This window comes from Stappia indica, from assembly GCF_001696535.1.
Taxonomy (GTDB): Bacteria; Pseudomonadota; Alphaproteobacteria; order Rhizobiales; family Stappiaceae; genus Stappia; species Stappia indica.
Window position 1 is genome coordinate 19,735 of record NZ_MBQE01000005.1, and the last position, 25,495, is coordinate 45,229.

Genomic DNA, 25,495 nt, shown 5'->3' on the forward strand with positions numbered 1-25,495 from the left:
TGGGCGAGGCTCAGATCGCCCGGGCGGTGGAACTCCTTGCCCGCAGCTGGCCCGGCGCTGCCGCGTCCGCCGGGACCGCCGGGCGGGAGTGAGCCGGCGCGACATGCATTCCAAGCCGTGCCAGCAGCTCCCGGTCCTTCCGCGCGGCCGGGTTGCCGGTGGTCAGCAGCTGGTCGCCGACGAAGATGGAGTTCGCCCCGGCAAGGAAGCACAGCGCCTGCAGCTCGTCGCTCATTCCCGTGCGGCCGGCCGACAGACGCACAACGGAGGCCGGCATCAGGATGCGCGCCAGCGCCACGAGACGGACGAGCGCAAACGGATCGACCGGCTGAGCCGTGTCCTGCACCGGCACGCCTTCGATCTCGTTCCACAGATTGATCGGCACGCTGTCGGGATGCGCGGGCAAGGTGGCCAGCGTCACCAGCATGGCGATGCGATCCTCCTGTGTCTCGCCCATTCCGACGATGCCGCCGCAACAGACCCTGATCCCGCCCTTCCGGACGTGGCCGACGGTTTCCAGCCGGTCGTCCATCGTCCGTGTCGAGGCGATCTGCCGGTAATAGTCGGGCGAGGTGTCGATGTTGTGGTTGTAGAAATCGAGCCCGGCCGCCTTGAGCCGCGCCACCTGGTCTGGCTTCAGCATTCCCAGCGTCATGCAGGTTTCCAGCCCCAGCTCCGAGACGCCGCGCACCATCTCGCACAGCGTGTCCATGTCGCGATCCTTGGGGCTGCGCCAGGCGGCTCCCATGCAGAAGCGCTGGGCGCCCGCGGCCTTGGCGCGGCGGGCGGCCGCCAGCACCTCAGCGGTTTCCATCAGCTTCGTCGCCTTCACCCCGGTCCGGTGATGGGCCGATTGCGAGCAATAGCCGCAATCCTCGGGGCAGCCGCCGGTCTTGATGCTGAGGAGGCTCGCCGTCTCGATCGCCGCCGGGTCGAAATGCGCCCGGTGCAGGGCCTGCGCCCGGTAGATCAGGTCGGGGAAGGGCAGGCGGTGGATCGCCCGCGCCTCTTCCATCGACCAGTCGCTCCTGATCTCTGGGTGGGTCATTCCACGCGTCCTTTCACGCGGCCGAGGCCGGTTGCCAGGGTGGCGGCGAGTGCGATCTTGACCAGGTCGCCGAGGATGAACGGGGCGAAGCCGGCGGCGATCAGGCCGTATACGGGAACGAAAAGGGCGAGCCAGATCAGGCCGAAGGCATAGACCACGGCAAGGCCGGTCAGCATCGCCAGGAGCCGACCCGCAAGGCCGCGCCCTTCGGCCAGCCGCCCGGCCACGAGGGTCGCCAGCAGGTAGCCGGCGAGATAGCCGCCGGTCGGGCCCGCCATGTAGGCAAGCCCGATCCCGCGTTCCGGCGAGCCGGAAAACACCGGGAGGCCCATCGCCCCGGCGCCGAGATAGGCGGCCATGGCGGCAAAGCCGAGCCGGGGGCCGAGAGCTGCCGCCAGGAAAAACACGGCCAACGTATGCAGCGTCATCGGCACGGGCCAGAACGGGATCTGCACCTTGGCGCCGAGGGTGATCAGCGCCGCGCCGCAAAGCGAAATCACGACACCGCGCCAAAGCGAGGTCGAGCGCGTCAAGGAGGGGGTCAGCAATGCCATGAGAACGTCCTCGGAAGATAGGTTCAGGTCCTATCTATAATTCTGGAGGCGTTCTCGTCTGATCAACTCAGATTATAGATAATCATCCGGGAATTTCATAAGTCTCTCTGGCGTCGGTGTTTTTTGACGTCGGCTTGCGCTTCCCGATCCAGCCGACATGGCGCGCCAGCGTCGAGCACGCGAACTCCGTGCGCCCGTCCCTCAAGGCAGTGAGGATGGTGCGGTGGTCGTGGTCCGTGCGCGCTTCCCAGTCGCTGCGCCAGGCCGCGAACAGGAACCTTGCGCTGGCGGCGTGCAGGCCGTCGATGGTCTGCAGCAGGCGCGGCATGCGGCATGGGGCGAGGATCAGCCGGTGGAACCTGCGGTTCGCGGCCTCCCAGTCGCGGACGTTGCCGGCGCGGTCTCCATGCCGGGTAACCTCTTCTGCTTCCGCAAGAATCGCGCGCGTCAGGTTCGGTGCGGCGTGCCGCAAGGCCAGCGATTCGAGGCTGGCCCGCATCTCGGCGACCTCGCGCAATTCGGCGACGTCGAAGTCCGTGACGCGAAAGCCCCGCCAGGGCTCGCTCTCCGCCAGACCCTGGGTCTGCAGGGCGCGAAATGCCTCGCGCACCGGCACATGGCTGGTGCCGAATTCCGTCGCGACATGGTCCTGTCGCAATCGTGCCCCGGGTTGGATCTCGCCGGAGATGATCCGGTCCGCAAGGATGCGCGCGATTCGCTCGGAAATGGGGTCTTCTGTCGCTGCGGTCATAGATTATAGATAATCCGCGACGCGCATCGTGTCGATCCCGATGTCCGCCACGGGGCGACCCGAGGGGTTGTCTCAGGTGCTGCCGCGGGTGACGAGCTCATAGCCGACATCCCGCAGCGGGATGTCGGCATCCGGCTGCAGGATCCTCTGCACGAGCATTTCCGCTGCATTCCAGCCGATCTGGTAGCCGTTCGTGCGAATCGTGGTCAGTCCGGGATGCACCTCGGCCGCGATCTCGAAATCGCCGAACCCCGCCACGGCCATCTGTCGGGGCACGGTGATGCCCTGCCGCTGGCATTCGAACAGCGCGCCCACCGCCAGAATGTCCGAAGCGCACAGGACGGCGTCGATATCGTATTTGCCTTGAAGCATCTGCAGGCCGACGGCCCCGCCCCGGAAGCTGGAGGCATCCTGATAGAGGTCCTGCGCCTCGAGCGGCGACACGATGTGGCCGCTCGGCAGTCCGGCGGCCTTGAGCTCGTCCTTCAGGCCGGCCAGGCGCTCGACGTAGCGCGTCAGGCCGATGGCCGGGTAGTCGATATAGCCGATCTTGCGATAGCCGCGCTCGATGAGGTGCGCGGTAATTTCCCGCGCGGCTTCGTAGTTGCGAAACCCGGTCGCCATGTCCAGGAACGGGCCCTTGGTCTCCCAGGTCTCGACGACGGGCACGCCGGCCGCCTTCAGTAGATCCACCGTTTCCTGCCCGTGACGGGTTCCCGTCAGCACGATCCCGTCCGGGCGGCGCTGGACGAACGCCTTGACGACGGCGGTCTCGTCCTCGAGCGAATAGCCGGTATTGGCGATCATGAAGTGATAGGAGGCCTGGCGCAGGTAGTCGGCCATGCCCTGGATGCTCGTGGCGTTGTTCGAGTTTCGCAGCGACGGCACGACGATGCCGATCATGTTGGTCTTTCCCGACGCCAGGTTTCCGGCAACGCTGTTGGGCAGGAAACCGAGGCGCGCGCCCGCCTTGAGCACGTTTTCGCGCGTGCGCGGGGAGACCGACTCTGGTCGCTTGTACACCCGCGATACGGTCATGAGAGACACGCCGGCCTCGCGAGCCACGTCGGCCATGGTCGCCCAGCCCATCCCTCTGCGGATTGAATTGTCAGCCATTTGGCCTCCGTCGAATCTTATCGCGCAACCTACTTGACAACGCCGTCGCTTTGAAGGGAAATGTGAACGCTAACGTTAGCGCTAACATAATGCGAAAAGAGAGGGGGCGTGATGCAGACGGCGGATGAGCTGGCGCAGAAGGTCGGCGACTGGGTGGAGCAGGACCGCGACGAGATCGTTGCATTCCTGAGCAGGTTTCTGCAGGCGAAGTCCCCGAACCCGCCGGGCGACACGCGCGAGGCCAGTGCCTGCGTCGAGCAGTTTCTCGCAGCCGCCAGCCTGCCCTATCGGGTTCTGTCCGGCCAGGATCACCTGCCCAACATCGTCGGTACGCTCGACAGTGGCCGGCCGGGCAAGCATCTCGTGCTCAACGGGCATATGGATGTGTTTCCCGCGATAGAGGACATTCCGGGCGAGCGCAGCCAGTGGAGCGGCGAGGTCGTCGACGGCCGCGTGTACGGGCGCGGCGCGGCCGACATGAAGTGCGGAACGACCGCCGCGCTGTTTGCCTATCGATACGTCGCGCGTCTCCTCGAGCAGCTTTCGGGCCGCCTGACCCTGACCGTCGTGTCCGACGAGGAAACCGGCGGGCGCTGGGGCACGGGCTATCTCATGCAGGCCATTCCCGACGAGGTGCTCGGCGATTGCTGCCTCGACGGAGAGCCGAGCGGGCTTGCCACTTTGCGGTTCGGCGAGAAGGGCGCGCTGCGAGCGGTCCTGACGACGAAGACCCGAGGCGGTCACGGCGCCTACCCTCACATGAGCGACAGCGCCATCAAGATCGCGGCCGATCTGGTGCGCGAGCTGGAGACGCTGGCGGACCTGACTCCGGACCTGCCGGAGCACATTCTCGATGTTCTCTCCAGGCCGGAGATCCGGGAGGCGACCGACAAGAGCCTGGGGGCCGGCGCGTGCGATGTCGTCGACAAGGCGACGGTGAACATCGGCGTCATTCGCGGCGGTCTGAAGGTGAACATGCTGCCGGACGAGTGCGTTCTCGAGGTCGAGATCAGGATGCCGCCGGGCTTGCAGCGTTCGCTCGTCGAGCGGGAGCTGCTGTCGATCGTAGCTAGATATCCGACGACGACCTGGGAGATCCGAGATCACCACAGCTACGATTCAAGCTGGTGCGATCCGCAACACGAGATGGTCGCGATCCTTCAGCAATCGGCCGAGGCGGTCACCGGTCTGCGGCCCCAACCCATCATCAGTCTGGGCGGTTCCGATACCCGGTATTGGCGGCATCGCGGCATCCCGGCCTACCTCTACGGACCCTCGCCAAAGACGATGGGCCGGCGAGACGAGCATGTCACCATCGAAGAGCTGATCACTGTGGTGAAGGTCCACGCCATGAGCGCGGTCCGCTACCTCAATCAGGCGCAATAGTCGAAAAAGAGGGGAACGATATGAAGAAAATCGGCCTGTTTACACTGGGGTTGACCGTCTCGGTCCTTGCACTGGCGACCGGTGCTCTCGCGGAAAATTCGGTCACGGTGCTCGTTCGCAACGACTCCGTCGGCTTCGATCCTCACAAGGTCACCGGCCGAGGGGCCGCGGAAGTCCTGTTCATGATGACCGACACGCTGGTGTCGGTGGAAGACGACCAGCAAACGCTGCACCCGCTGCTCGCCAAGTCGTGGGACGTGTCGGAAGACGGGCTCGAATACACCTTTCACCTGCGCGACGATGTTGCCTTCTGCAACGGCAAGAAGCTGACCGCCGCCGACGTCGTCTACTCCTTCAACCGCCTGCTCGATCCCGCGACGCGCTCTCCCACGGCCTGGCGCCTCGGCGAGGTCAAGGAGATCGTGGCGGCCGACGACCACACGGTGCGCTACACGCTCGAGCGCCCGCACAATGAGCTGCTGCTTCATCTTGCGCAGAGCTTCGGTGCGATCATCGACAAGGACGACGTCGAAAAGCTCGGTGCCGACTTCGGCGTCAAGGGCCTGAACGGTACGGGGCCGTTCTGCTGGGCAAGCTGGATGCCGCGCGATCACTTCAAGCTGACGCGCCACGACGCCTACACCTGGGGGCCGGAATTCTACGCCAATACCGGGCCTGCGCTGGTCGACTCCGTGATCTGGAAGGTCGTTCCGGAAGAAGGTGCGATCCTGGCCTCCCTGCAGACCGGCGCCGGCGACATCTCCTATGTGATGCCCGAATGGGCCATCGAGCAGTTGCGGGCCGCGCCCAACCTGACGATCGCCGAGCCGCGCGTTTCCAACTACTCCGCCTACCTCGGTCTGCGTCCGTTCCGCGAGATGACCAGCGACCGCCGCGTTCGCCAGGCCATGAACCACGCCGTCGACCGGGAAGCGCTGGCGGCCAGCATGTGGTTCGGCCAAGCAACGCCGGCAACGACGCTGATCAGCCCGAAGACGATCGACTATTCGGGCGAGTACCAGGCCTCCTACGATCCCGACAAGGCCCGTGCGCTGCTGGACGAAGCCGGCTGGAAACTGGCGGATGATGGCTTCCGCTACAAGGACGGCAAGCGTCTGGCTCCCGGCATTCTTGCGGCCGGAACATCGGGCTGGCGCTCGCGCCTCGAGGCCATCCAGGGCTACATGAAGCAGGTCGGCATCGATCTGCAGCTCCAGCTGGTCGAGCCGGCCGCGGCCATGGCGCAGATCAACAGTTCCCCGGACTTCGACGGATATGCGCTCTTTGCGCCCTATGCGACGGCCGGCGAGGCGCTGATGGTCTTCCAGTCCGACAATATCCCCGCTCCGAACCGGTTCCACTGGGACAGCGCGGAAACCGACGCTCAGCTGGAAAAGGGCCAGACCGCTCTGTCGGCCGAAGAAAAAAGCGCTGCCTACGCCGCGATCCAGAAGACCATCGTCGAGGAAGCCCTGGTGATCCCCCTGGTTCACGAGAAGCTGTTCCTGTTCTCCACCGACAGGGTCAAAGGCGTCCGGGTGCATGGCATCTACAACAGCGCGCTCTACAAGGGCCTCGACATTGAGGTCGTGAAATGAGCGATGCGCTGTCGGCTGATTTCAAGCCGGAGCCATACTGGTGGGAGGATGTTCCGCGGCCCGGTGCCGCGGAGCATCTCCTTCCCGACGAAACCGATGTCGTCGTTGTCGGGTCTGGTTATGCCGGCCTGTCCTGCGCCATCGAGCTTGCACGACAGGGGCGCTCGGTAACCGTCCTGGAGGCCAGAAGTCTCGGCTTCGGCGCCAGCAGCCGCAGCGTCGGCATGATCGGCGGCCGGTTGCGCCAGTCCTTCCCGGTGCTGTCGCGCCGCTTCGGACCTGCAAAGGCGCGCGAGCTTCTCGAGGAGACGTCCGGGGCCTATAGCTGGTTCTTGAACTTCGTCCCGGACGAAGGCATCGAATGCGACCTCAGGCAGTCGGGGCGTCTGATCTGCGCCTGGACCGAAAAGGACCTGGCCGGCATCCGCCGGCAGAGCGAAACCCTGGCGACATTCGACATCCGTTCGCAGGTGCTCGAAAAGGACCAGCTGCAATCACACGTCCGCACGCCGCTCTACCACGGCGCGCTTCTTCTGCCCGATGACGGCGGCGTCCATCCGGCCCGCTATCATGAGGGGCTGCTGGCCGGCGCCGCCCGGCGAGGGGTGGCGCTGGTGGCGCACACGCCGGTGGTCGGGGTCGACAGGGCCGGCCCGGGTTTCGTTGTCCGCACGGCGCGAGGGCACATCAAGGCCGCGACCGTCGTTCTGGCGACGAACGCCTATACCGATACCGCGTTTTCATGGTTTCGCCGGCGGGTGATCCCGGTCGGCAGCCATATGGTTGCGACGGAACCGCTCGAGGCCTCCGCCATCGACGCCCTGCTGCCGACCGAAAGCCTGGTGAACGACACGCGCAGCCTCGCCTATGCGATCCGCAAGAGCCCCGACGGGCGCCGGCTTCTGGTCGGCGGCAGGGCCCTGTCGAGAAACAATTTCGACGCGCGGCACATCGCGACGCGGCTCATGGCCGTTCTCCGCCAGGTTCTGCCCGACCTGCCGCCCTTGAAGGCGAGCCGCGCATGGGAAGGAAACGTCGCCTTCACCATGGATCGCGTCCCGCATATCGGCGTGTATGACGGCATTCACTACGTGACCGGCTGCAATGGCTCGGGCGTCGTCATGGCCTCGTATCTGGGGATGCGGATCGCCAGGCTCGCCAACGGCGACGACGCGCCATGCGCCTTCAACGGCAACGCTTTCAAGGCGCCGCCCTTCTACCGCGGCAACGCCTGGTTCATGCCCGTGATCGCCACCGCGATGGGGATCGACGACCGGCTGCGCGCACTGCTCAACAGATAGACCGACCAAACAGGAATCGACGAAATGACTTTTTCTCTCATCGCCCGCGACGAAGCGACAGGCATGTTCGGGATCGGGATCACCACATCCTCGATCGCGGTTGGCAATCGCTGCCCGTGGGCACGCGCCAAGGTGGGGGCCGTCACCTCCCAGCACCGCAGCGACATCCGGCTCGGGCCCAAGGGGCTGGACCTGCTCGAACAGGGCCTGAGCGCCGAGGAGACCGTCAAGCGCCTCATCGACGAAAGCGAGTTCCCCGACCAGCGCCAGGTCGCAGCCATCGACAGGAACGGCGGCACGGCCTTTTATTGCGGCCCGAAAATCCCGTCCATCAATTCGGGCTATCAGGGCCGGAACTGCGTCTCGACGGGGAATGTCATCGCCAATGCGGACGTGCCGAAGGCCATGGTAAAGGCCTATGAGGCATCGCTGGATCTGGAGTTTGCGGAGCGGCTTCTGGCGGCCATCGATGCGGGGCTTGCCGCCGGCGGCGAGACGCAGCCGCTGTATTCGGCAGCGCTTCTCATCGTCGACGAGCAGGACTGGCCGCTGGTCGATCTGCGCGTCGACTACGAGGCGAGCCCTGAAAAGAAGCTGCGCGCGCTGTGGGAGACCTACAAGCCGCAGACCCAGCATTTCATCACCCAGGTGCTGCGTCCCAACGACGTGAAGCCGTCGGTCCGCGCCACCGAGCCGACCTGAACGCTTGGTCGCCATAGAGTGTCCGGGAGACCACACGCATGCTGAGATACGCTTTTCAACGCCTGGTGCTGGCTGTTCCGGTCACTCTCGGGGTGTTGGTGATCGGGTTCACATTGCTGAACCTCGTGCCTTCCGACCCGGCGACGGTGCGCGCCGGGCCGGCGGCAAGTGCCGAGGTCATCGCCCAGATCCGAACGGAGATGGGGCTCGACCGACCCTTGTGGGAGCAATTCCTGCGCTATGTCGGGAACGTCCTGACGGGCGACCTCGGCACGTCGCTCGTCAACAACATGTCCGTCGCGGACGAGCTGTCGCGGGCCTTCGGTGCCACGCTTGAACTCGTCGTCCTTTGCCTGGTCTGGGCTCTTCCGACGGCGATCCTGCTCGGTGTTCTGGCGGCCTCGCGGCGCGGAACGATCTGGGACCGGGTGATCATGGGCGGATCGGTCGCCGGCGTTTCGCTGCCGGTCTTCCTGATCGGCATGATCCTGCTGTGGGTGTTCGGCTACAAGCTGCAGCTGCTGCCCTTCACCGGGCGCGGCGGCCCGTTGTGGACGCTGGACGGCTTCCGGCACGCGGTCCTTCCCTCCGTCTGCCTCGGGCTGATCTTCATCGGGCCCGTGGCGCGCATGACCCGCACGTCGATGCTGGAAACGCTGAAGGCCGACCATGTGCGAACGGCCCGGGCCAAGGGCTTGAGCGAACGCGTCGTGACGTTTCGCCATGGGCTGCGCAACGCGCTGATCCCCGTGACGACGCTTGTCGGCCTGCAGATCGGCTATCTGCTCGGCGGGGCCATCGTCACCGAGACGATTTTCTCCTGGCCAGGCGTCGGACGGCTTGCCGTAGGAGCCATCGTCGCCAACGACATACCCGTCGCGCAGGGCGCAATCATTGCGCTTTCCCTCGGTTTTATCGCCATGAACCTTATCGTTGATCTGCTCTACGCAGTGCTCGACCCAAGGGTGCAAGCGAAATGACGTCTCCCATCTCTTCCGAAACTGCGGCGGGCTTTCCAGGGCGCCACCTGCTGGTGTCGCTCGGCCGCGACCCGGTGTCGTGCATTGCCCTTGCCACGCTGTCGGCGCTGTTTCTCGGGGCTGTCCTGGCGCACTGGATCGCGCCGTACGATCCCCTCGCAATCGACATGATGAAGGTGCTCAAGGCACCGTCCCTTGAGCACCTGTTCGGCACCGACGGCCAGGGGCGCGACATCTTCAGCCGCAGCCTCTACGGCCTCAGGGTGACGATCCTGCTGGGTTTCTCGGCGATTTTCGTCGGCGGAACCGTCGGTACGGTGATCGGCCTGGTGGCCGGCTTCTACCCTAAGGCAGACACCATCCTGATGCGGTTGATGGATGTGATCCTCTCGTTTCCGGCAATCCTGTTCGGCCTCGCCATCGCCGCGATCATCGGTTCGGGAACCACTGCCGTCATCATCGCCCTGTCTGTGTCGACGACGCCTCTGGTCGCGCGCATTGCACGCGGTGCCGCGCTGATGGCACTGGCCCACGACTATGTCAGCAGTGGCCGCGCCATCGGGCTGAACGACTGGGCCCTGCTCTGGCGCTACGTCCTGCCCAATTGCATCTCCACGATCGTGGTGTTCCTGACCCTGCGGCTCGGCCAGGCGATCCTGCTGGGCGCCTCGCTCAGCTTCCTCGGCCTTGGAACGCAGCCTCCCGCCCCGGAGCTCGGCACCATGGCGGCACAGGGCATCGGCTTCTTCTTCTTTGCCCCCCATGTGACGCTGATCCCGAGCTTCGTGATCTTCTTCCTTGTCCTGTCGATGAACATTCTCGGGGACTCATTGCGCGACATTCTCGATCCGCGCCTGCGAAGCTGAGGACGACCATGACCAACCATGCAGATAGTCCCGGCGCCGCGGCCGCGCCCGTTCTCGACATCCGGGATTTCACCATCGAGCTCGTGACGGGCAAGATGGTATCCCCGATCGTCGACGGGGCCAGCTTCCAGGTCCATGAAGGCAGGACGCTCGGCATCGTCGGCGAGTCCGGCTGCGGAAAAAGCATGCTGTCGCTCGGGATCATGAAGCTTATCCCCACCCCGCCGGCCAAGATCGCCGAGGGGCAGGTCCTGCTCGACGGAAGCGATCTGGTTCCGCTGTCCGACAAGCAGATGGAGCAGGTGCGCGGCAACCGCATCTCGATGATCTTTCAGGAGCCGATGACCAGCCTGAACCCGGTCTACACGGTCGGCTACCAGATCGGCGAAGCGCTGCGGGCCCATTCCTCGCTCAGCTCTGCTGCGGCGCGCCAGAAAGCCATCGAGCTGCTGCGCAAGGTCGGCATCCCGAATCCGGAAAAGCGGGTCGACGAATATCCCCACAGTCTTTCGGGAGGCATGCGGCAGCGGGTGATGATCGCGATCGCGCTCGCCTGCGAGCCGCGTGTCCTGATCGCCGACGAGCCGACCACGGCGCTCGACGTGACGATCCAGGCCCAGATCCTTGACCTGATGCGCTCGCTGAAGACGGAGTCGGGCACCGCGATCATGTTGATTTCCCACGATCTCGGCGTCATCGCCGAGATGGCCGACGACGTGATCGTCATGTATGCGGGGCGCATCATTGAGCAGGCGCCGGTTCACAGCCTGTTTGCCGCGCCGTCCCATCCCTACACCCAGGGCCTTCTCGCATCGATACCGGCTGTTGAGGGCGAGCAGCACCGGCTTCAGCCGGTTCCCGGCACCGTGCCGCCGCCGCACGACCGGCCGAAGGGATGCGCCTTCCATCCGCGCTGCAGCTTCAGCGACGAAAAATGCCGTGCGGAAAGGCCGCCGCTCGAAGAAAAGCTGGCAGGACACAGGGTTGCGTGCTGGCACGCCGGACCGGGAGCGAGCGCATGACCGCACAAAACGAAACGCCCTTGCTTGAAGTCCGCAACCTGACCAAGCACTTCAATGTCGGCGGGGGCGGCCTGTTCCGCCGCGACACGCAGACGGTCAAGGCCCTCGACGACGTCAGCTTTACGGTCGGCAAGGGCAAGACCTTCGCCATCGTCGGCGAAAGCGGCTGCGGCAAGTCCACGCTCGGGCGTAGCTTGCTGCGGCTGGAGCAGCCCACCGGCGGCCAGGTTCACCTCGACGGGACCGACGTCACCACGGCGTCGGCAGCAACATTGCGCGCCATGCGGCGCAAGATGCAGATCGTCTTCCAGGACCCGTTTTCCTCGCTGCATCCCAAGATGACCGCCGGGCAGCTGGTCGCCGAACCGATGCTGCTCCACAGGATCGCGACCCGAAAGGACGTGCGCGAGCGCGTTGCGCGGCTGTTCGAGCTGGTCGGGCTGGCGCCCTATCAGATGGACCGTTATCCCCACCAGTTCAGCGGCGGGCAGCGCCAGCGCATCGCCATTGCCCGGGCGCTTGCCGTCGACCCGAGCCTGATCGTGTGCGACGAGCCGGTTTCGGCGCTCGACGTCTCGATCCAGGCGCAGATCATCAACCTTCTGACGGATCTTCAGGAAAAGCTCGGGGTCAGCTACGTCTTCATTTCCCATGACCTCGGTGTGGTGCGCTACATCAGCCATGAGATCGCGGTGATGTATCTCGGCAAGATCATCGAGCAGGGACCGAAGGACGAGCTTTTTTCCTCGCCCAAGCACCCCTACACGAAGGCGCTGCTGTCCGCCGTGCCGCGACCCGATCCCACGTATCGCTCGCGCCGGATCGTGCTCAAGGGTGACCTGCCGAATCCGCTCGACCCGCCGCCGGGTTGCAGCTTTTCCAGTCGCTGCGCCCATGTTCGCGCAACGTGTCGCGAGGTCGAACCCCAGCTGGATGCGGTCTCCCCGCAGCACCGCGCGGCGTGCCATTTCTGGCGCGAGATGTAGCCTGTCCCCGCCGGCGGCGTTTGCGAAAATTGAGACGGATTTTGCGAAATTCCGTCTCGAAATCGCGAAATTTCGAGAATGGCCTCTCAATTCCGGCGGATCGGGGTGGTCCTTGCAAAAAAAACTCCGGCCCCTGTTGCCAGGGACCGGAGCGAGCGACCGGTGAAACGGGGATAGAGCGGGGACAAGCCAGGCTCAGCCCTGCCAGGTCCACCGCATCCCGGTGCGCGAGGTGCAGGCGCCGCTGCCGCCGCCGCCGAGCGCGGCCATCAACGGGGCCGGAAGCTGGATCGAGAAATGGCTGACCTCGTGCAGCTCGGTCTCCGAGACGACGGTCAGTTCCAGGCGCACGTCGACCTGGCCGGTCGGCCCCATCGACTGCCCGATGAGGGCCGCCTGCCAGCTACTCGGTCCGGTGCGCGACCAGTCGATCTGCCTTGGTGCCTCGGCCATCAGCGGGCCGGGATGGAACGGATCGGAGAAGGTCATCTCGCGGGTGCCGGAGCGGCGCTCGAACCCGGCGCCGCGGATCTGCTCGGCGATCATCGCCGGACAGCCCTCCACGGCGGTCTGGCCGACCGTCACCGTCCAGCGGCCGTTGCGCGGCTGGATATCCCCGCCCCGGCTGGAACCTGTCCCCGCACCTGCGCTTGCACCGGCGCCGGCAGCCGCGCCTGCGCCTGCCGCCGGGGCGGTGCTGCGCGGCACGGCGGAGGGGGCCGGTGCGGCACTTGCCGTCGCGATCCGCAGCGAGGAGCGCACCACCTCGAAGGCGCCGAGATAGGCAACGTCCGCGCTGGTCACCCGGCACAGCTCGCCGGCCGGCGTGTCGGTGCAGGGGCCGCTGGCGGCCATCCACTGGCGCGGGTTCAGCATGATCTGCTGCAGCTCGCCGCCGGCGTTCCGCAACAGGGTGGCGGAGGGAAGACGGGCCTTCGACCCTGCCGCGGTCTCGTAGAAGAAAGGCGGCTCGATCTGCCAGCCCTGCGGCAGGATCAGCGCCAGACCCGTCACCGGGTCGTGATAGGCGCAGCCCGACGGGGCCCGGCAGGTCATGCCCTGGCTCTCCTGCGCCAGGGTGCCGGCGCCCGAGGAGCCGGCGCCCGAGGGGCCGGCATCGCCGCGCTGTCCCGGTGGGTTCTGCTCCGCCTCGCCGCCGCCGACCAGCGGGATGACGAAGTCGTTGGGCTGCCCCGGCACGATCTCGACGACGCCGCGGAACTCGGTCTCGCCCGGTCCCATGGTCGAGACCTCGTAGCGCCCCGGCTCGAACTCGCCCTCGCCGACCACCATCTCGGACTGCGGCGCCCAGGCTTCCGGGCTCATGTCGGGATCGAGCGGCACGGCCGACCAGGACAGCGGCGTCGGCGGGAAGCCGTCCGGCAGGCGGAAGGTGGCGCGCACCATCGGCAGCGCGTCCTGTCCGGGCGCGGCCTGCGTTGCCGCGAAGGCGCGCTCCGCCAGCTCCGTGCTGGTCGTCAGGTCGGCGTCCTCGTAAGGAACGCCGACGCCGAAGGTCCGGGAGAACAGGATCTCCTTCTGGTTGGCGGAGAGGTAGCGCAGCTCGTAAAGGCCTGGTTCGGCCGGAGCCTTCAGGCCCATGCGCCCGTTCTTGCTGAGCGAATAGCCCCAGTCGCCTTGGTAAGTGCCGGCAGGATCGTCCGGCCGCGCGATGACGATGCGTTGCTGGACCTGGTCCGGACCGCGCCAGGTGAAGGGAAACCGCTTGCCCGGCTCCACCGAGCCGATCGGATCGAACCCGTTCGACGCGGCAACCACCTCGACCGGCTGGCGGGCGATGATGCCCTGGCCGGTGACGAAGAGGATCAGGTCGTAGTCGCCGGGCTCCGCCGGGGCCTGCCTGGTGAAGGGGTTGTTGCCGGTGTTGCCGCTGCCGCCGATCACACCGAAGGACGGGCTGACATCGGGCTCTGCCGCACCGCGCCGGGTGAAGCCCGCATAGTCGACGGGCCGCGCCGTGCCCTTGTACGAAATCCGGTAGGTGTGCCCGGCCTCGGCCTTCGGGCCGATGTCGAAGAAGGCTTCCTGGACGGCCGGCTCTGGCTCTGGTTCCGGCATCGGCTCGGCCGCGGCGATCTGGTTGAGCGCGTCGGTGAGCTCGGCGCCGGACTGCGGGCGTAGCAGCTGCCCGCCGGTCTGGTCGGGCACGCAGGCGAGCGCATCGGCCTCCTGCTCGCTCAGGCCGAAGCCGACCACATGGGCGCGGATCTTGATGCCCTCCTGCGCCAGTTGGGCGGCGACCGCGCAAGGATCGGCCTCGCAGGTCTCCAGCCCGTCGGTGACCAGAATGATGTCGGCCTCCTCGGCCGTCGGCGGGATCTCTCGGGCAGCGATTCGCAGGCTTTCGGAAATCGGCGTCATGCCGCGCGGGTTGATGCGGTTGAGCCGCTGCGACAGGGCGCGGGCGTCCTGGCTCCCTGGCCGGGCGATGATCTCGATGTCGGAGCAGTCGCCGCGCCGGTTGTGGCCATAGGCGATGACCCCGAGCGGGATGGACGCATCGCGCGTGGCGAAGAACTGCCCCATCACGTCGCGCGCCACCTCGATCTTGGTGATGCCGCCGTCGAGCTGGCCCCACATCGAGCCGGAGGCATCGAGAATGAGGATCGCCGCCTTGCCGGATTGGGACGACGGTGACTGCGATGAAGACGATTGGGCGTTCGCTGCCTGCGTGATGGCAAGCGCACCGAGCGTTGCGGCGGCGAGTGCCGCCGTGAAGCCGGACTGTTTCATGATCTTCCTCCTCATGGGGCCGCTCAGTCGCGGGCGAGCCTCAGGGCCGGACGCAGCACGTTTTCGGCGCGCGGGATGGCGATGCGGGCCGAAAAGGGTACGGCCTCGTCGGTGGGCAGCTGCCGATAGCTGCCCTCGACGGTGATCGACCCGTCGACGAGAAGCCCGTCGCGCAGGTCGAAGGAGACAGAGCCGCCGTCCACCGTGCCGGAGGCCAGGGTGACGGGCACGTCCGCGTCGTTGCGCTGGACCAGCTTGAAGACGCCGAAGAAGGCGCCGTCGGGCGCATCCGCCATCCCCGCCTCGCCGACAATGGCGCCGGATGTGGCCTCGCTGTCGCCGAGGCGGACCAGCACCATGCAGAGCATGGTCAGGGCCGGCGCGTCGTCGAACACCATGCCCTGGACGCCGACGACGAGGCCGCCGCCTGCATCCGTGCCGTAGAGCCCGCCGCCCGCAAAGCCGGCAGCGAGCCCGCCGGAAATCTCGCCCCTGGTGACCGGAGCGTCGGGCTTGGTCTCCACAAAGGTGCGGAACTGCGAGATGTCGAAACCGGGAGGCGGCATTTCGCAGGCAGCCGGCCCGAGCGTGTCGAACACGAAGTCGGCCTGCGGCGCGACCTGGGGGGCGGGCTGTGCCTGGGCGGCGGTCGCCGCAAGCAGGGCGAGGGCTGCGATGCCGCCGCAGGCAAGACGTGATCTGCAAATCATTTCATGGATCCTTCGGGTGGGATGGTGCGCCCCCGTTTGCGGTCCGGTTCCGGCAGTTGCGTCCCTGCTTTGCCAACCTAAAAGGCAAATGCCGGATTGAGCCGGACCAAAGCGATTTCAATGTCGATGCGCGGCGGGCCTCAGGCCTGCGGCTGTGCCGGTGCCGGCCCGGCGGGCGGGGTGGAGGACGGCGCCGGAGACCACAACCCGCTCCTCTGCTTGATCGCGTCGAACTTCTTGGAGACCTGCGACAGCTTCGCGTCCCAGGCCGGGTCCGGCGTCTGGCCGGCGGTGACCTTGAAGAAGGCCTGCAGCATGCAGGCGATGGCGAAGGGCTCGATCAGCGCCGCCTTGACCGCCCAGGCGAAGATCAGCGCGAAGACGATGCCGCCGGCCGACCAGGCGCCGGGGATCAGGTAGACGACCGCCGCGGCGGGAGCCAGCATGACCAGGAACACCAGGAACGACAGGCCGTAGACGATGAAGGTCAGCACGGCGGCGTTCTTCATCATCCGCCCGGCATTCTGGCCGTAGAGCACCAGGGCGGTTCGGGCGGAGGCCCAGGGATTGTCGCTGCGGGTGCGGATCGCGTGGGCCAGGATCACCTCGTCGACGAGGCCGATGGCGATGCGCAGGAAGGCGCGCACCAGACCCATGATCTGCTGGATGCCGGGAATGGGCAGGAAGGAAGCGATGCCCTGGATCAGCCCGGTGACGGCGGCGAGCACGCCCTTGACCAGCTGGTCGATGGCGAACAGCACGCTGGCCTCGGCGAAACGCGCCGTCACCACCTGCCGGGCATGGGCGATCTGGCCCTGGCCGTCCGGCATCTGCTTGCCGTCGATGAGCTCCACCAGCACGGCGATGTGGCCGGCCTTGACCACATAGAGAATGTACTCGCGCAGCAGATAGAGGACGCCGGCGGTCAGGCCGAAGCCGGCAATGCCGCCCCACATGGTGGAGCTGGCGCGAAAGCCCTCGTCGCCGAAACCGCCGATGCCCCAGCCGATGCCGGCGCCCGTGCCGGTGACGATGACATAGGCGCAGGCGATGCCGAAATAGACCACCATCCGGAAGATGATGAAGGGCGCGGTCTGCGCCATCAGGCCGAGCGACCGGCCCATACTGAAATCCCACATGCAAGGCTCTCCCGCAGAAGATGTGGCGATGAATCGCGGCATCCCGCGCGGGATGCGGGGCGAGCGTAGTCGGTTCGCGGGTCCTGCTCTTGGGGCCGGCGGTAGCGGATGCGGGGCAGGCGGCACAGATCGGGCGCCTCGCGCATTCGTGAACGGCGCCTGGCCTGTGGCCGGGCGCGGCGCTCACCTTGCGGCGAAGGCGGCGGCGAGCGCCTCGGCGCGCACGTCCCTCGGCGTCCTGCCGAAAGTACGGCGGAAGCTGGCATTGAACCAGGACAGGTCGCTGAAGCCGCAGGACAGCGCGATCTCGCTGATGCCGAGCATGCTCTGGGCCGGATCGCACAGGCGCCGATGGGCCAGCAGCAGCCGGCGCCGGGCGACATAGTCGCGAAAGCTCGTTCCCTCGCCGGCAAACAGCGAGCGGATGTAGCGCGGCGAGATGGAATGGCGCGCGGCGATCCAGCCGCTGTCGAGCTGCGGCGAGACGAGGTTCTGCTCGATGTCGGCCTTGATCGCCTTGAGCCGGGCGGCGCGCACGCCGCGCCCCCTGGCGATCTCCTCCGCCTCGCGCGAGGCGCCCATCGCCATGATCGTCAGGTCGTGGATGTGGCTGGAGCAGGTGGCGATCTCTTCGGCCGGCAGGAGCGCCAGTTCCTCGTGCAGCGAGCGGGCGTAGCGCAGCAGCAGCCGCCATTGCGGCGTCACGGGTCGCACCTCGCGCAGGGCGCCGTTGAGGCTGGTGCCGGCGGAGGCGAGAAAGGCGCGCGGGATCGACAGGTAGAAGGCGTCGTTGCGCTCGCCGTGGAACTCGGCCGAGCCGGGCATCTCGTTGGGGTCGAGATAGACGGAGCCGGGCGTGCACACGACATTGCTGCCGCCCTGCTGGTACATGGAAAAGCCGCCCGACAACGGCACATGCACCATGATGTTGTCGCCGGTTTCCGCCGCCAGCGCCTGGGTGCGCACCACGCCGCAGCGCGAATGCATCGTCTTGCCGGTCATCAGGCCGGGCAGCAGGCCGATGGTCGTGTGCGAGTGGAAGGCGGCGTCGTCGGCAGGGGTGATCTGGAGCCGGCACATGGAGGCAACGGCGTCCTGGAAGGCTGCCACCCTGACATCCGGATCGAAATCGCTGGCGGAGAGGGTGAGGACCGACATGCACTACCAATAGGTGTGCCTGCCCGCCCTGTCCAGCGTCCGGCTTCCGTAGGGGAGCGCGACGGCGGGGACTGCGAAAAAAGGCAGGCGCCCGCGATCTGCAGGCGCCTGCCGGTCCGAGGGAGGCGGCGGGAGGCGAGGTGGGAGGCTGCCGCGCCCTCAGTTCATCAGGCGGGGCAGCCAGAGCACGATGTCCGGCCACACGGTGATCAGCGTCAGCAGCCCCATCAGCAGCAGGAAGAACGGAAAGGTCGCCTTCGCCACGGTGAGGATGTTGGCGCCCGTCACGCTCTGCATCACGAACAGGTTGAAGCCGACCGGCGGGGTGATCTGCGCCGCCTCGATCAGGATCGTGATGAAGATGCCGAACCAGATCAGGTCGACGCCCGCCGTCTGCACCATCGGCAGCATCACCGAGGAGGTGAGCACGATGATCGAGATCCCTTCCAGGAAGCAGCCGAGAATGAGGATCAGCAGGCCGAGCACCGCCAGCAGCGCATAGGGCGACAGGTTCAGCGCATCGACCCAGCTGGCGAGCTGGCGCGGCAGGTCGACGAAGGCGACCGCGATGGACAGGCACGCGGCGCAGGCGATGATGAACGAGATCATGCAGGACGTGCGCACGGCCGCCATCACCCCGTCCATGAACGTCGCCCGTGTCAGGGTGCCGCTCAGCGCCGACAGGGCGAGCGCCCCGATCACGCCGATCACCGCCGCTTCCGTCGGGGTGGCGAAACCGCCGTAGATCGAGCCGATCACCAGCGCGATCAGGCCGACGGCAGGGGCGAGGTTGCGCAGGCCCGCCAGCTTGGCGCGCCACGTCGGTGCGGTCTCCGGCGCCGGCATCCTGTCGCGGCGCACCAGGCTCCAGATCGCCGTGTAGCCCATGAACAGGGCGATCAGCAGCAGGCCGGGCACCACGCCGGCGATGAACAGGCGAGCGATCGACTGTTCCGCCGTCACGCCGTAGACGATCATGATGATCGAGGGCGGGATCAGCAGGCCGAGCGTGCCCGAGCCCGCGAGCGTGCCGATGGTCATGTTGTCGGGGTAGTCGCGCTTCGACAGTTCCGGCACCGTCATGCGGCCGATGGTGGCACAGGTGACCGCCGAGGAGCCGGTGATCGCCGCCAGCACGCCACAGCCCAGGATGTTGACGTGCAGCAGGCCGCCGGGCAGGCGCCCGACGAGCGGCGACAGGCCGCGGAACATGTTTTCCGACAGGTTCGAGCGGAAGAGGATCTCTCCCATCCACACGAATAGCGGCAGCGAGGTCAGCGCCCAGCCCCAGCTGCTGTCCCACAGGGTCGAGGCGATCAGCGAGCCGGTGGGCGCGGAGGTGAACAGCGCCATCATCGCCATGCCGACGGCCAGCAGCGTGACGGAGACCCACACGCCGGAGGCCAGCAGCCCGAAGACGAGGACCACAAGGGTGATGGCGGAGACGAAGATCATGTCCATGAGGGTCTACTCCGCGTGGCTGTCTTCGGGGTGGGTGTCGCCGTCGTAGCTCGGCGCCCTGCCGCGCAGCACCTGCACCAGGTCGTCGAGGATCGCGACGGCGAAGAGCACGACGCCGACCGAGACGCCGGCCTGGGGGATCCAGAACGGCATGGCCAGCAGGCCCGGGCTGACGTCGTTGTAGGCGTAGGACTGGAACGTCAGCTCGATGACGTGCCAGGCGAGAAAGCACACGGCGGCGCCGGCGACGAGGCAGTTGAACACCTCGAAGACCCGCTTCGGCCCGGCCGGCAGATGGCCGACGACCAGCGTGATGCGCACATGCGCACCATGCCGGAACGTATGGGCCAGGCCGAAGAAGGTGGCGGCGGCCAGACACAGTCCGGCCGCCTCGGTGGAATCGACGGTGACCGACATGGTGCGGGCCACCACCTGCACGACGATCGTCACGCCGATGCCGATCAGGAACAAGGCTGCCAGATAGCCGGCCGCCTCATAGAGGCTGTCGAGGACGCGTCGGATCATGAGCCGATTCCTCCCTCCTTGGCTGTGGCCGGATCAGTCGAGCGATGCCTGGTAGGCCTCGTAGACCGCCTTTTCCGCGTCGGAGGCGCGGGTCATCCAGTCGGCGACCATCTCCTTGCCGATCTCGTCGATGCGGTCGAGCACGTCCTGCGGCGCCTGGTTGATGGTGATGCCGTGCTCCTTGAGCACGTTCTCGCGCTCCTCGCTGGCGGCCTTGGCCAGTTCCCAGCCGCGTGCGGTCGCCGCCTCGCCCTCTTCCAGGACGATCGCGCGGATGTCCTCGGGAAGGGCGCGCAGGGCCCGCTCGTTGACGATCACGGCGTTCTTGTTGTGCATCGTGCCGGTATAGGTGAACACGTCGAGGTAATCCCACACCTGCACGTCGGTGCCCGACTGCGCGCTGGTCCACAGCGCCTCGATCATGCCGGTGGCGAAGGCCTGCGGCACTTCGGCGAAGGGCAGGATGATGGCCTGGGTGCCGAGCTTCTCGCCCATCACCTGGGTCTGCTGCGAGTAGATGCGCAGCTTCACGCCCTTCAGGTCGTCGAGCGAGTTGATCGGCTCGGCGGTGAAGAAGCCCTGGCCCGGCCAGGCCACATAGGTGATGACGCGCATGCCGTTGCGGCCGAACCACTCGTCGTAGAACGGCTTCTGGGCCTCCATCAGCTTCCACGACTTGTCGAAGGTCGGCACGACGCCGGGAATGTTGTCGAGATTGAACATCTCCTGCTCGTTGCCGTAGACGCCCATGCGGATCTCGCCGATCTGCACCTGGCCCGACTGCACCGCGCGCTTGATGTTGTCGAGCTTGATCAGGCTGTCATGGGAGCGCAGGTCGATCTTCAGCTCGCCCTTGGTCCTCTTCTCCACCGCCGCGATGAACTGGCGGATGTTCTTGGTGAAAAAGCTGGTTTCCGGATAGCCCGAGGCCATCGTCCACTGGGTTGCCGCAAGGGCGGGGCCGGCGAGGGCGAGCGTGGCCGAAGCCAGGGCGGCCGCGCGAAGCAGGGACTTCAGGGACATTCTTGTTCTCCGTCTGTTGGGGTGATGGGCGCCTGCGGGCACTGCCCGGCGCGTGGGCAATTGGCTTGCCTCTCGCTTTAGGTATGCAGACTGTCATATGTTGTCATATGTGTCAAAACCGTAAAACGCGGTTTCGGCGATTCCCGCGATTTTGTCGATGGTCGGGCGATGGAGCGCAGACGCGCAGCCGGCATCGGCCGGCCGCAGGCGGTCGGAGGCATCAGGCGCAGGAAAGGGCAGGCGAAACGGTCGTTCCGAGGACGGGCGCGCGCTGGCGGGCGATGCTGCCGCGCGCCGGTCCGCGTCAGACGGCGGACTGGCGGTAGCGCATCAGGCTGCCCGACAGGTGGCGGCGCATGGCATCGCGCGCGGCGGCCGGGTCCTGCGCCTCGATGGCATCGAGAATGGCGCGGTGCTCGTCCTGCAGCTTGTCGTTATAGGCGCCGGTGCGGGCCGTGCCGGCGATGGCATTGACCCGCAGGCGCGGGATGATCTGCGGCCCGAGAAAGGTCAGGAACTTCTCGAAATACGGATTGTTGGTGGCCCGGGCGATGGCGAGGTGGAATTCGAAGTCCATCGGCCCGCTCTGCCCGGCGCCTTCCGCCGACAGCCGCGCCAGCGCATCGCGGATTTCGGCCAGCTGCTCGTCGCTGCGCCGCTCCGCCGCCATGGCGGCGGCCTCCAGCTCGACGCTGAGGCGCAGTTCCAGGATCTGCAGGATCTCCTGCACCGCCGCATCGGGCAGCGGCGAGATCTCGAAGGGCTGCAGGCGCGGGGCGTCGTCGACGAAGACGCCGATGCCCTGGCGCGACTTGAGCACCCCGTCGGCGCGCAGCGAGGCGACCGCCTCGCGCACCACCGTGCGGCTGACGCCGAACTCGGCACACAGGTCGCTTTCGGAGGGGATGCGCTCGCCGGGAAGATAAACCTTGTCGTCGATCTTCTGCAGGATCTGCTTCTTCAGCTGCGATGAAAGGCTTTCCCGTCTCCCGAGCATTCTTCTTCCTTTTTGCGTCCCGCTATGCCTGTTGGGCATCATATAACAGACCACATGACCGTGCCAGCAATAGCAACCTGCTTTGGCGGTTTCCCCTCAGTCATCCACCAGCAGGATGGCCTCCACCTCGACGCTCATGTCGTGCGGCAGCGAGGCGACGCCGACGGCGCTGCGCGCATGGCGTCCGGCCTCGCCCAGCACCTGCAGGAAGAGGTCGGAGCAGCCGTCGATCACCTTGGGGTGGTCGCGGTAGCCGGGAACGGCGTTGACCATCCCCAGCAGCTTGACCACGGCGCGGATGCGGCCGAGATCGCCGAGCTCCGCCTGTGCGGCGGCCAGCAGCTGCAGCCCGGCCGAGCGGGCATGGTCGTGCGCCTCGGCCGTCGTCACACCCTCGCCGACACGGCCCGAGGCGACCTGTCCGTCGGCCCCGGCCCCGCCCCGTCCCGACAGGAACAGGAGCGGGCCTGCCCGCCGGGCCGGAATGTAGGAGCCGGCAGCCGTGCGCACCGGCGGCAGCTCCAGCCCGAGATCGCGCAGCCGCTCCAGCGGGCTCATGCCGCATCTCCGAGCGCTGCGACCGCCTCGCGGATGCGCGTGCAGGCGGCTTCTAGCAGCGGGCGCGCGGCGGCGAAGGACAGGCGCACATAGGGCGACAGGCCGAAGGCGGCGCCCGGAACGGTGGCAACGCCGGCCGCTTCCAGCAGGTATTCGCAGACATCCGCGTCGCTGGTCAGCACCGTGCCGTCCGGCCGGCGCCGGCCGATCAGGCCCTTGCACTCGAGGAAGGCGTAGAAGGCGCCTTCCGGCTTGCGCAGGCGCAGGCCGGGAATGCCGGACAGCCCCTCGATCACCAGGTCGCGCCGGGCGGTGTATTCGCGGCCCGCCTCGGCCACGAAGTCCTGCGGCCCGTTCAGCGCGGCGATCGCCGCCGCCTGGGCGACCGAGCAGGGGTTGGACGTGCTCTGCGACTGGATCTTGGCCATCACCTTGATCAGGCCGGCGGGCCCTGCCGCATAGCCGATCCGCCAGCCGGTCATCGCATAGGCCTTGGAGACGCCGTTGACCGTCACCGTGCGGTCGCGCAACTGCGGGCAGGCGGCGAGGAAAGGCGTCGCCTGCGCCCCGTCATGCAGGATGTGTTCGTAGATCTCGTCCGACAGGACCAGCACCCGCGGGTGCCGCTCGAGCATCGCGCCGAGGGCTTCAAGCTCGGCGCGGGAGAAGGCGGCGCCCGAGGGATTGCCCGGCGAGTTGAGGAACAGCCAGCGCGTCTTCGGAGTGATCGCCGCTTCCAGCTGCTCCGGGGTCGGCTTGAAATCCGCCTCGATCGGGCATTCGACCACCTTCGGCACGCCGCCCAGCAGCAGCGCCATGTCGGTATAGGAGACCCAGTAGGGCGCCGGAACCAGCACCTCGTCGCCCGGCTCCAGCGTCGCCATCAGGGCATTGAAGATGACCTGCTTGGCGCCGTTGCCGGCCGAGACCTCCTGGCGGGAGAACTTCAGCCCGTTCTCGCGCGCGAACTTGGCGACGATGGCGTCTTTCAGCTCCGTTGTGCCATCGGCGGCGGTGTAGTGGGTCTCGCCCCGCCGCATCGCCGCCTCGGCCGCGTCCAGGATATGGGCGGGCGTGTCGAAGTCCGGCTCGCCGACGCTGAGGTCGACGACATCGGCCCCGCCGGCGCGCAATTCGCGCGCCCGCACCGAGATGGCCATGGCCGGCGACAGCTTGATGAGGCTGGCGCGTTCGGCCTCGTAGGTCATGGCGACCCCGCTCATTTGCTCGCCACATATTCGAACGCCTCGTCGCGGGCCGACGCATCCGGGTCCCGCTTGTCCGGGGCACCGAAGCCGCCGCCGCCGGGAAGCGAGAGGATCAGCCGCCGGTCGGCCGGCACGTGCTGGCGTCCCTTGGAGGCAAGGCGCGTTCCGTCGTCCAGCGTCACCGAGCCCGGCTCGCCGTCATGGCCGCCGTCGCGTCCGCGCGCGGGATGGTCGATGCGGTCGAACATGGCGTTGAAGTGGAACTCGTGGCCGGCCGCCGCGCCGATCTCGACCACTTGGCCGAGGCCGCCGCGATACTGGCCGGCGCCGCCCGACCCGTCGCGCAGCTCCTTGCGCCAGAAGATCACCGGGCCGACATGCTCGGTCGCCTCGATCGACATGGAGTGCACGCCGCTGGGGAAGGCGGTGGCGCTGAGGCCGTCGAGGCTGGCCCGCGCACCCGCGCCGCCGCTGTTGAACAGCAGCACCTCGGCCCGCCGGCCGCCGTCGGCGGGCGCCTCGGCGCCCTGCAGCGGACGCGCGCTGACATGCAGGTTCCACAGCGCGCCGGAGCCTTCCGCCGGCACGCGGCCCGGCAGCATCTTGTGCACCGCGCCGAGCACCGCGTCGGGAATGAAATGACCGAGCACGTGGCGCACCGCCACCGGGGCGGGATGCTGCGCGTTGAGGATGCAGCCCTTCGGCGCGGCGAAGTGGAACGGGGCGAGCGAGCCGTGATTGTTGGGAATGTCCGGGGCCAGCGCGCATTTCAGCCCGTAGCAGGCATAGGCCTTGGAGTAGATCATCGGCACGTTGATGCCGAGGGGGCTCGGACCGGAGGTGCCGTCGAAATCGGCAAGGATGTGGTCGTCATGCACGTCGATGCGCACGGCCAGATCGACCGGGCTGCCGTAGCCGTCGACGCGCATCACGTTGTCGTAGGAGCCCTTTGGCAGAGCCGCGATCCGCTCCAGCGTCGCATTGTAGCTGCGGTCGAAGACGAAGTCGGCGAGCTCTTCCAGGTCGGCGAGGCCGAACTCGCCCATCATGTCCATCAGCCGCCGGTGGCCGGTCTCGTTGCAGGCCGCCAGCGAGAAGATGTCGCCGACCACCTGGTCCGCCTCGCGCACGTTGTGGCGCAGGATGTTGACGAGGTCGCGGTTGACGGTGCCGCGTTCGACGAACTTCATGATCGGGATGAAGATGCCTTCCTCGTAGACCTCGTTGGCATCCGGGCCGAAGCCGCGCCCGCCCACGTCAACCACATGCGCGGTGCAGGCGAAGAAGCCGACCAGTGCGCCGCCCCGGAAGGACGGGGTCACCATAGTGATGTCGAGGAGGTGGCCGGTGCCCTTCCACGGATCGTTGGTGATGTAGACATCGCCTTCGAAGATGTTGTCCCGGCCGATGTCGTTGATGAAATGCCCGACGGCCTCGGCCATCGCGTTGACGTGGCCCGGCGTGCCGGTGACCGCCTGGGCGATCATCTTGCCGCCGCGGTTGAAGACGCCGGCGGACAGGTCGCCGGACTCGCGCACGCTGGTGCTGAAGGCGGTGCGGATGAGCGTGACGGCCTGTTCCTCGACCACCGAGATGAGGCGGTTCCACATGACCTGCATGCGGACGTCGGAGAGCGAATTTCCGGTCATGGC

Annotated in this window: 23 protein-coding genes; 8 read left to right on the forward strand and 15 right to left on the reverse strand. The window is 67.1% G+C overall.

What is annotated here, in order from left to right; genetic code table 11:
* Window positions 1-10: 10 nt before the first annotated feature.
* The 4 genes from bioB to BBX35_RS17565 all read right to left on the reverse strand — a co-directional run bounded on the left by bioB (window position 11) and on the right by BBX35_RS17565 (window position 3,442).
* Complete coding sequence (gene bioB, locus BBX35_RS17550) at window positions 11-1,048, reverse strand: biotin synthase BioB (protein WP_067222832.1); 1,038 nt, start codon at window positions 1,046-1,048, stop codon at window positions 11-13.
* Window positions 1,045-1,602 carry a biotin transporter BioY gene (locus BBX35_RS17555; protein ID WP_067222834.1) on the reverse strand — a complete coding sequence of 186 codons (558 nt, stop codon included), beginning with the start codon at window positions 1,600-1,602 and terminating at the stop codon, window positions 1,045-1,047. The genes bioB and BBX35_RS17555 overlap by 4 nt, the downstream gene beginning before the upstream one ends.
* Before the next feature lie 82 nt (window positions 1,603-1,684).
* Window positions 1,685-2,353 carry a GntR family transcriptional regulator gene (locus BBX35_RS17560; RefSeq protein WP_067222837.1) on the reverse strand — a complete coding sequence of 223 codons (669 nt, stop codon included), beginning with the start codon at window positions 2,351-2,353 and terminating at the stop codon, window positions 1,685-1,687.
* A 72-nt stretch (window positions 2,354-2,425) separates the two neighbouring features.
* Window positions 2,426-3,442: a LacI family DNA-binding transcriptional regulator gene (locus tag BBX35_RS17565; protein WP_171901485.1), complete on the reverse strand. Its 1,017-nt coding sequence runs from the start codon at window positions 3,440-3,442 to the stop codon at window positions 2,426-2,428.
* A gap of 138 nt (window positions 3,443-3,580) precedes the next feature.
* Between BBX35_RS17565 and BBX35_RS17570 the strand changes: the two genes are divergently transcribed.
* Genes BBX35_RS17570 through BBX35_RS17605 form a run of 8 tightly spaced genes read left to right on the forward strand, consistent with a single transcriptional unit; the run spans window position 3,581 to window position 12,310 of the window.
* Complete coding sequence (locus BBX35_RS17570) at window positions 3,581-4,855, forward strand: M20/M25/M40 family metallo-hydrolase (protein ID WP_067222838.1); 1,275 nt, start codon at window positions 3,581-3,583, stop codon at window positions 4,853-4,855.
* A 20-nt stretch (window positions 4,856-4,875) separates the two neighbouring features.
* Entirely contained in the window at window positions 4,876-6,453 is a 1,578-nt protein-coding gene (locus tag BBX35_RS17575; protein WP_067222841.1) for an ABC transporter substrate-binding protein, read from the forward strand.
* A complete protein-coding gene (locus BBX35_RS17580; protein ID WP_067222844.1) occupies window positions 6,450-7,754 on the forward strand; it encodes an NAD(P)/FAD-dependent oxidoreductase in 1,305 nt (434 codons plus the stop codon). Before BBX35_RS17575 ends, BBX35_RS17580 begins: the two co-directional genes overlap by 4 nt.
* Before the next feature lie 24 nt (window positions 7,755-7,778).
* Window positions 7,779-8,456 carry a DUF1028 domain-containing protein gene (locus tag BBX35_RS17585; RefSeq protein WP_067222846.1) on the forward strand — a complete coding sequence of 226 codons (678 nt, stop codon included), beginning with the start codon at window positions 7,779-7,781 and terminating at the stop codon, window positions 8,454-8,456.
* A 38-nt stretch (window positions 8,457-8,494) separates the two neighbouring features.
* On the forward strand, window positions 8,495-9,436 hold the full coding sequence (locus BBX35_RS17590; RefSeq protein ID WP_067222848.1) for an ABC transporter permease: 942 nt from the start codon (window positions 8,495-8,497) through the stop codon (window positions 9,434-9,436).
* Complete coding sequence (locus BBX35_RS17595) at window positions 9,433-10,302, forward strand: ABC transporter permease (RefSeq protein WP_067222851.1); 870 nt, start codon at window positions 9,433-9,435, stop codon at window positions 10,300-10,302. Before BBX35_RS17590 ends, BBX35_RS17595 begins: the two co-directional genes overlap by 4 nt.
* A gap of 8 nt (window positions 10,303-10,310) precedes the next feature.
* Window positions 10,311-11,324: an ABC transporter ATP-binding protein gene (locus BBX35_RS17600; RefSeq protein ID WP_067222854.1), complete on the forward strand. Its 1,014-nt coding sequence runs from the start codon at window positions 10,311-10,313 to the stop codon at window positions 11,322-11,324.
* Window positions 11,321-12,310, forward strand: coding sequence for an ABC transporter ATP-binding protein (locus tag BBX35_RS17605; RefSeq protein ID WP_067223913.1), 990 nt, complete (start codon window positions 11,321-11,323; stop codon window positions 12,308-12,310). Before BBX35_RS17600 ends, BBX35_RS17605 begins: the two co-directional genes overlap by 4 nt.
* A 195-nt stretch (window positions 12,311-12,505) precedes the next feature.
* On the opposite strand, the gene BBX35_RS23815 is transcribed toward BBX35_RS17605, so the two are convergent.
* From BBX35_RS23815 to BBX35_RS17660, 11 genes are all read right to left on the reverse strand, one after another.
* Window positions 12,506-15,064 carry a vWA domain-containing protein gene (locus tag BBX35_RS23815; RefSeq protein ID WP_067222856.1) on the reverse strand — a complete coding sequence of 853 codons (2,559 nt, stop codon included), beginning with the start codon at window positions 15,062-15,064 and terminating at the stop codon, window positions 12,506-12,508.
* A gap of 23 nt (window positions 15,065-15,087) precedes the next feature.
* Entirely contained in the window at window positions 15,088-15,774 is a 687-nt protein-coding gene (locus BBX35_RS17615; protein WP_067222859.1) for a hypothetical protein, read from the reverse strand.
* Between the two features lie 140 nt (window positions 15,775-15,914).
* Window positions 15,915-16,913: a hypothetical protein gene (locus tag BBX35_RS17620; protein ID WP_067222861.1), complete on the reverse strand. Its 999-nt coding sequence runs from the start codon at window positions 16,911-16,913 to the stop codon at window positions 15,915-15,917.
* Window positions 16,914-17,096: 183 nt separating this feature from the next.
* A complete protein-coding gene (locus BBX35_RS17625; protein WP_067222863.1) occupies window positions 17,097-18,071 on the reverse strand; it encodes a helix-turn-helix domain-containing protein in 975 nt (324 codons plus the stop codon).
* A gap of 159 nt (window positions 18,072-18,230) precedes the next feature.
* Window positions 18,231-19,532 (reverse strand): TRAP transporter large permease, encoded by a 1,302-nt coding sequence (locus BBX35_RS17630; RefSeq protein ID WP_067222865.1) that lies wholly within the window; start codon window positions 19,530-19,532, stop codon window positions 18,231-18,233.
* A gap of 6 nt (window positions 19,533-19,538) precedes the next feature.
* Entirely contained in the window at window positions 19,539-20,057 is a 519-nt protein-coding gene (locus BBX35_RS17635; protein ID WP_083202316.1) for a TRAP transporter small permease, read from the reverse strand.
* Between the two features lie 33 nt (window positions 20,058-20,090).
* Window positions 20,091-21,080, reverse strand: a complete 990-nt coding sequence (locus BBX35_RS17640; RefSeq protein WP_067222867.1) for a TRAP transporter substrate-binding protein — start codon at window positions 21,078-21,080, stop codon at window positions 20,091-20,093.
* A 304-nt stretch (window positions 21,081-21,384) separates the two neighbouring features.
* Complete coding sequence (locus BBX35_RS17645; RefSeq protein WP_067222870.1) at window positions 21,385-22,077, reverse strand: FadR/GntR family transcriptional regulator; 693 nt, start codon at window positions 22,075-22,077, stop codon at window positions 21,385-21,387.
* A gap of 96 nt (window positions 22,078-22,173) precedes the next feature.
* Window positions 22,174-22,635, reverse strand: a complete 462-nt coding sequence (locus tag BBX35_RS17650) for a RidA family protein (protein ID WP_067222873.1) — start codon at window positions 22,633-22,635, stop codon at window positions 22,174-22,176.
* Window positions 22,632-23,843 carry a pyridoxal phosphate-dependent aminotransferase gene (locus BBX35_RS17655; protein ID WP_067222875.1) on the reverse strand — a complete coding sequence of 404 codons (1,212 nt, stop codon included), beginning with the start codon at window positions 23,841-23,843 and terminating at the stop codon, window positions 22,632-22,634. Before BBX35_RS17655 ends, BBX35_RS17650 begins: the two co-directional genes overlap by 4 nt.
* A gap of 11 nt (window positions 23,844-23,854) precedes the next feature.
* Window positions 23,855-25,492 carry a hydantoinase B/oxoprolinase family protein gene (locus BBX35_RS17660; RefSeq protein ID WP_067222878.1) on the reverse strand — a complete coding sequence of 546 codons (1,638 nt, stop codon included), beginning with the start codon at window positions 25,490-25,492 and terminating at the stop codon, window positions 23,855-23,857.
* Window positions 25,493-25,495 lie beyond the last annotated feature (3 nt).

Excerpts from the sequence above, each read along its gene's own strand:
- bioB (WP_067222832.1), bottom strand. The coding sequence starts at position 1,048 with ATGACCCACCCAGAGATCAGGAGCGACTGGTCGATGGAAGAGGCGCGG.
- BBX35_RS17555 (WP_067222834.1), bottom strand. The coding sequence starts at position 1,602 with ATGGCATTGCTGACCCCCTCCTTGACGCGCTCGACCTCGCTTTGGCGC.
- BBX35_RS17560 (WP_067222837.1), bottom strand. The coding sequence starts at position 2,353 with ATGACCGCAGCGACAGAAGACCCCATTTCCGAGCGAATCGCGCGCATC.
- BBX35_RS17565 (WP_171901485.1), bottom strand. The coding sequence starts at position 3,442 with ATGGGCTGGGCGACCATGGCCGACGTGGCTCGCGAGGCCGGCGTGTCT.
- BBX35_RS17570 (WP_067222838.1), top strand. The coding sequence starts at position 3,581 with ATGCAGACGGCGGATGAGCTGGCGCAGAAGGTCGGCGACTGGGTGGAG.
- BBX35_RS17575 (WP_067222841.1), top strand. The coding sequence starts at position 4,876 with ATGAAGAAAATCGGCCTGTTTACACTGGGGTTGACCGTCTCGGTCCTT.
- BBX35_RS17580 (WP_067222844.1), top strand. The coding sequence starts at position 6,450 with ATGAGCGATGCGCTGTCGGCTGATTTCAAGCCGGAGCCATACTGGTGG.
- BBX35_RS17585 (WP_067222846.1), top strand. The coding sequence starts at position 7,779 with ATGACTTTTTCTCTCATCGCCCGCGACGAAGCGACAGGCATGTTCGGG.
- BBX35_RS17590 (WP_067222848.1), top strand. The coding sequence starts at position 8,495 with ATGCTGAGATACGCTTTTCAACGCCTGGTGCTGGCTGTTCCGGTCACT.
- BBX35_RS17595 (WP_067222851.1), top strand. The coding sequence starts at position 9,433 with ATGACGTCTCCCATCTCTTCCGAAACTGCGGCGGGCTTTCCAGGGCGC.
- BBX35_RS17600 (WP_067222854.1), top strand. The coding sequence starts at position 10,311 with ATGACCAACCATGCAGATAGTCCCGGCGCCGCGGCCGCGCCCGTTCTC.
- BBX35_RS17605 (WP_067223913.1), top strand. The coding sequence starts at position 11,321 with ATGACCGCACAAAACGAAACGCCCTTGCTTGAAGTCCGCAACCTGACC.
- BBX35_RS23815 (WP_067222856.1), bottom strand. The coding sequence starts at position 15,064 with ATGAAACAGTCCGGCTTCACGGCGGCACTCGCCGCCGCAACGCTCGGT.
- BBX35_RS17615 (WP_067222859.1), bottom strand. The coding sequence starts at position 15,774 with ATGATTTGCAGATCACGTCTTGCCTGCGGCGGCATCGCAGCCCTCGCC.
- BBX35_RS17620 (WP_067222861.1), bottom strand. The coding sequence starts at position 16,913 with ATGTGGGATTTCAGTATGGGCCGGTCGCTCGGCCTGATGGCGCAGACC.
- BBX35_RS17625 (WP_067222863.1), bottom strand. The coding sequence starts at position 18,071 with ATGTCGGTCCTCACCCTCTCCGCCAGCGATTTCGATCCGGATGTCAGG.
- BBX35_RS17630 (WP_067222865.1), bottom strand. The coding sequence starts at position 19,532 with ATGGACATGATCTTCGTCTCCGCCATCACCCTTGTGGTCCTCGTCTTC.
- BBX35_RS17635 (WP_083202316.1), bottom strand. The coding sequence starts at position 20,057 with ATGATCCGACGCGTCCTCGACAGCCTCTATGAGGCGGCCGGCTATCTG.
- BBX35_RS17640 (WP_067222867.1), bottom strand. The coding sequence starts at position 21,080 with ATGTCCCTGAAGTCCCTGCTTCGCGCGGCCGCCCTGGCTTCGGCCACG.
- BBX35_RS17645 (WP_067222870.1), bottom strand. The coding sequence starts at position 22,077 with ATGCTCGGGAGACGGGAAAGCCTTTCATCGCAGCTGAAGAAGCAGATC.
- BBX35_RS17650 (WP_067222873.1), bottom strand. The coding sequence starts at position 22,635 with ATGAGCCCGCTGGAGCGGCTGCGCGATCTCGGGCTGGAGCTGCCGCCG.
- BBX35_RS17655 (WP_067222875.1), bottom strand. The coding sequence starts at position 23,843 with ATGACCTACGAGGCCGAACGCGCCAGCCTCATCAAGCTGTCGCCGGCC.
- BBX35_RS17660 (WP_067222878.1), bottom strand. The coding sequence starts at position 25,492 with ATGACCGGAAATTCGCTCTCCGACGTCCGCATGCAGGTCATGTGGAAC.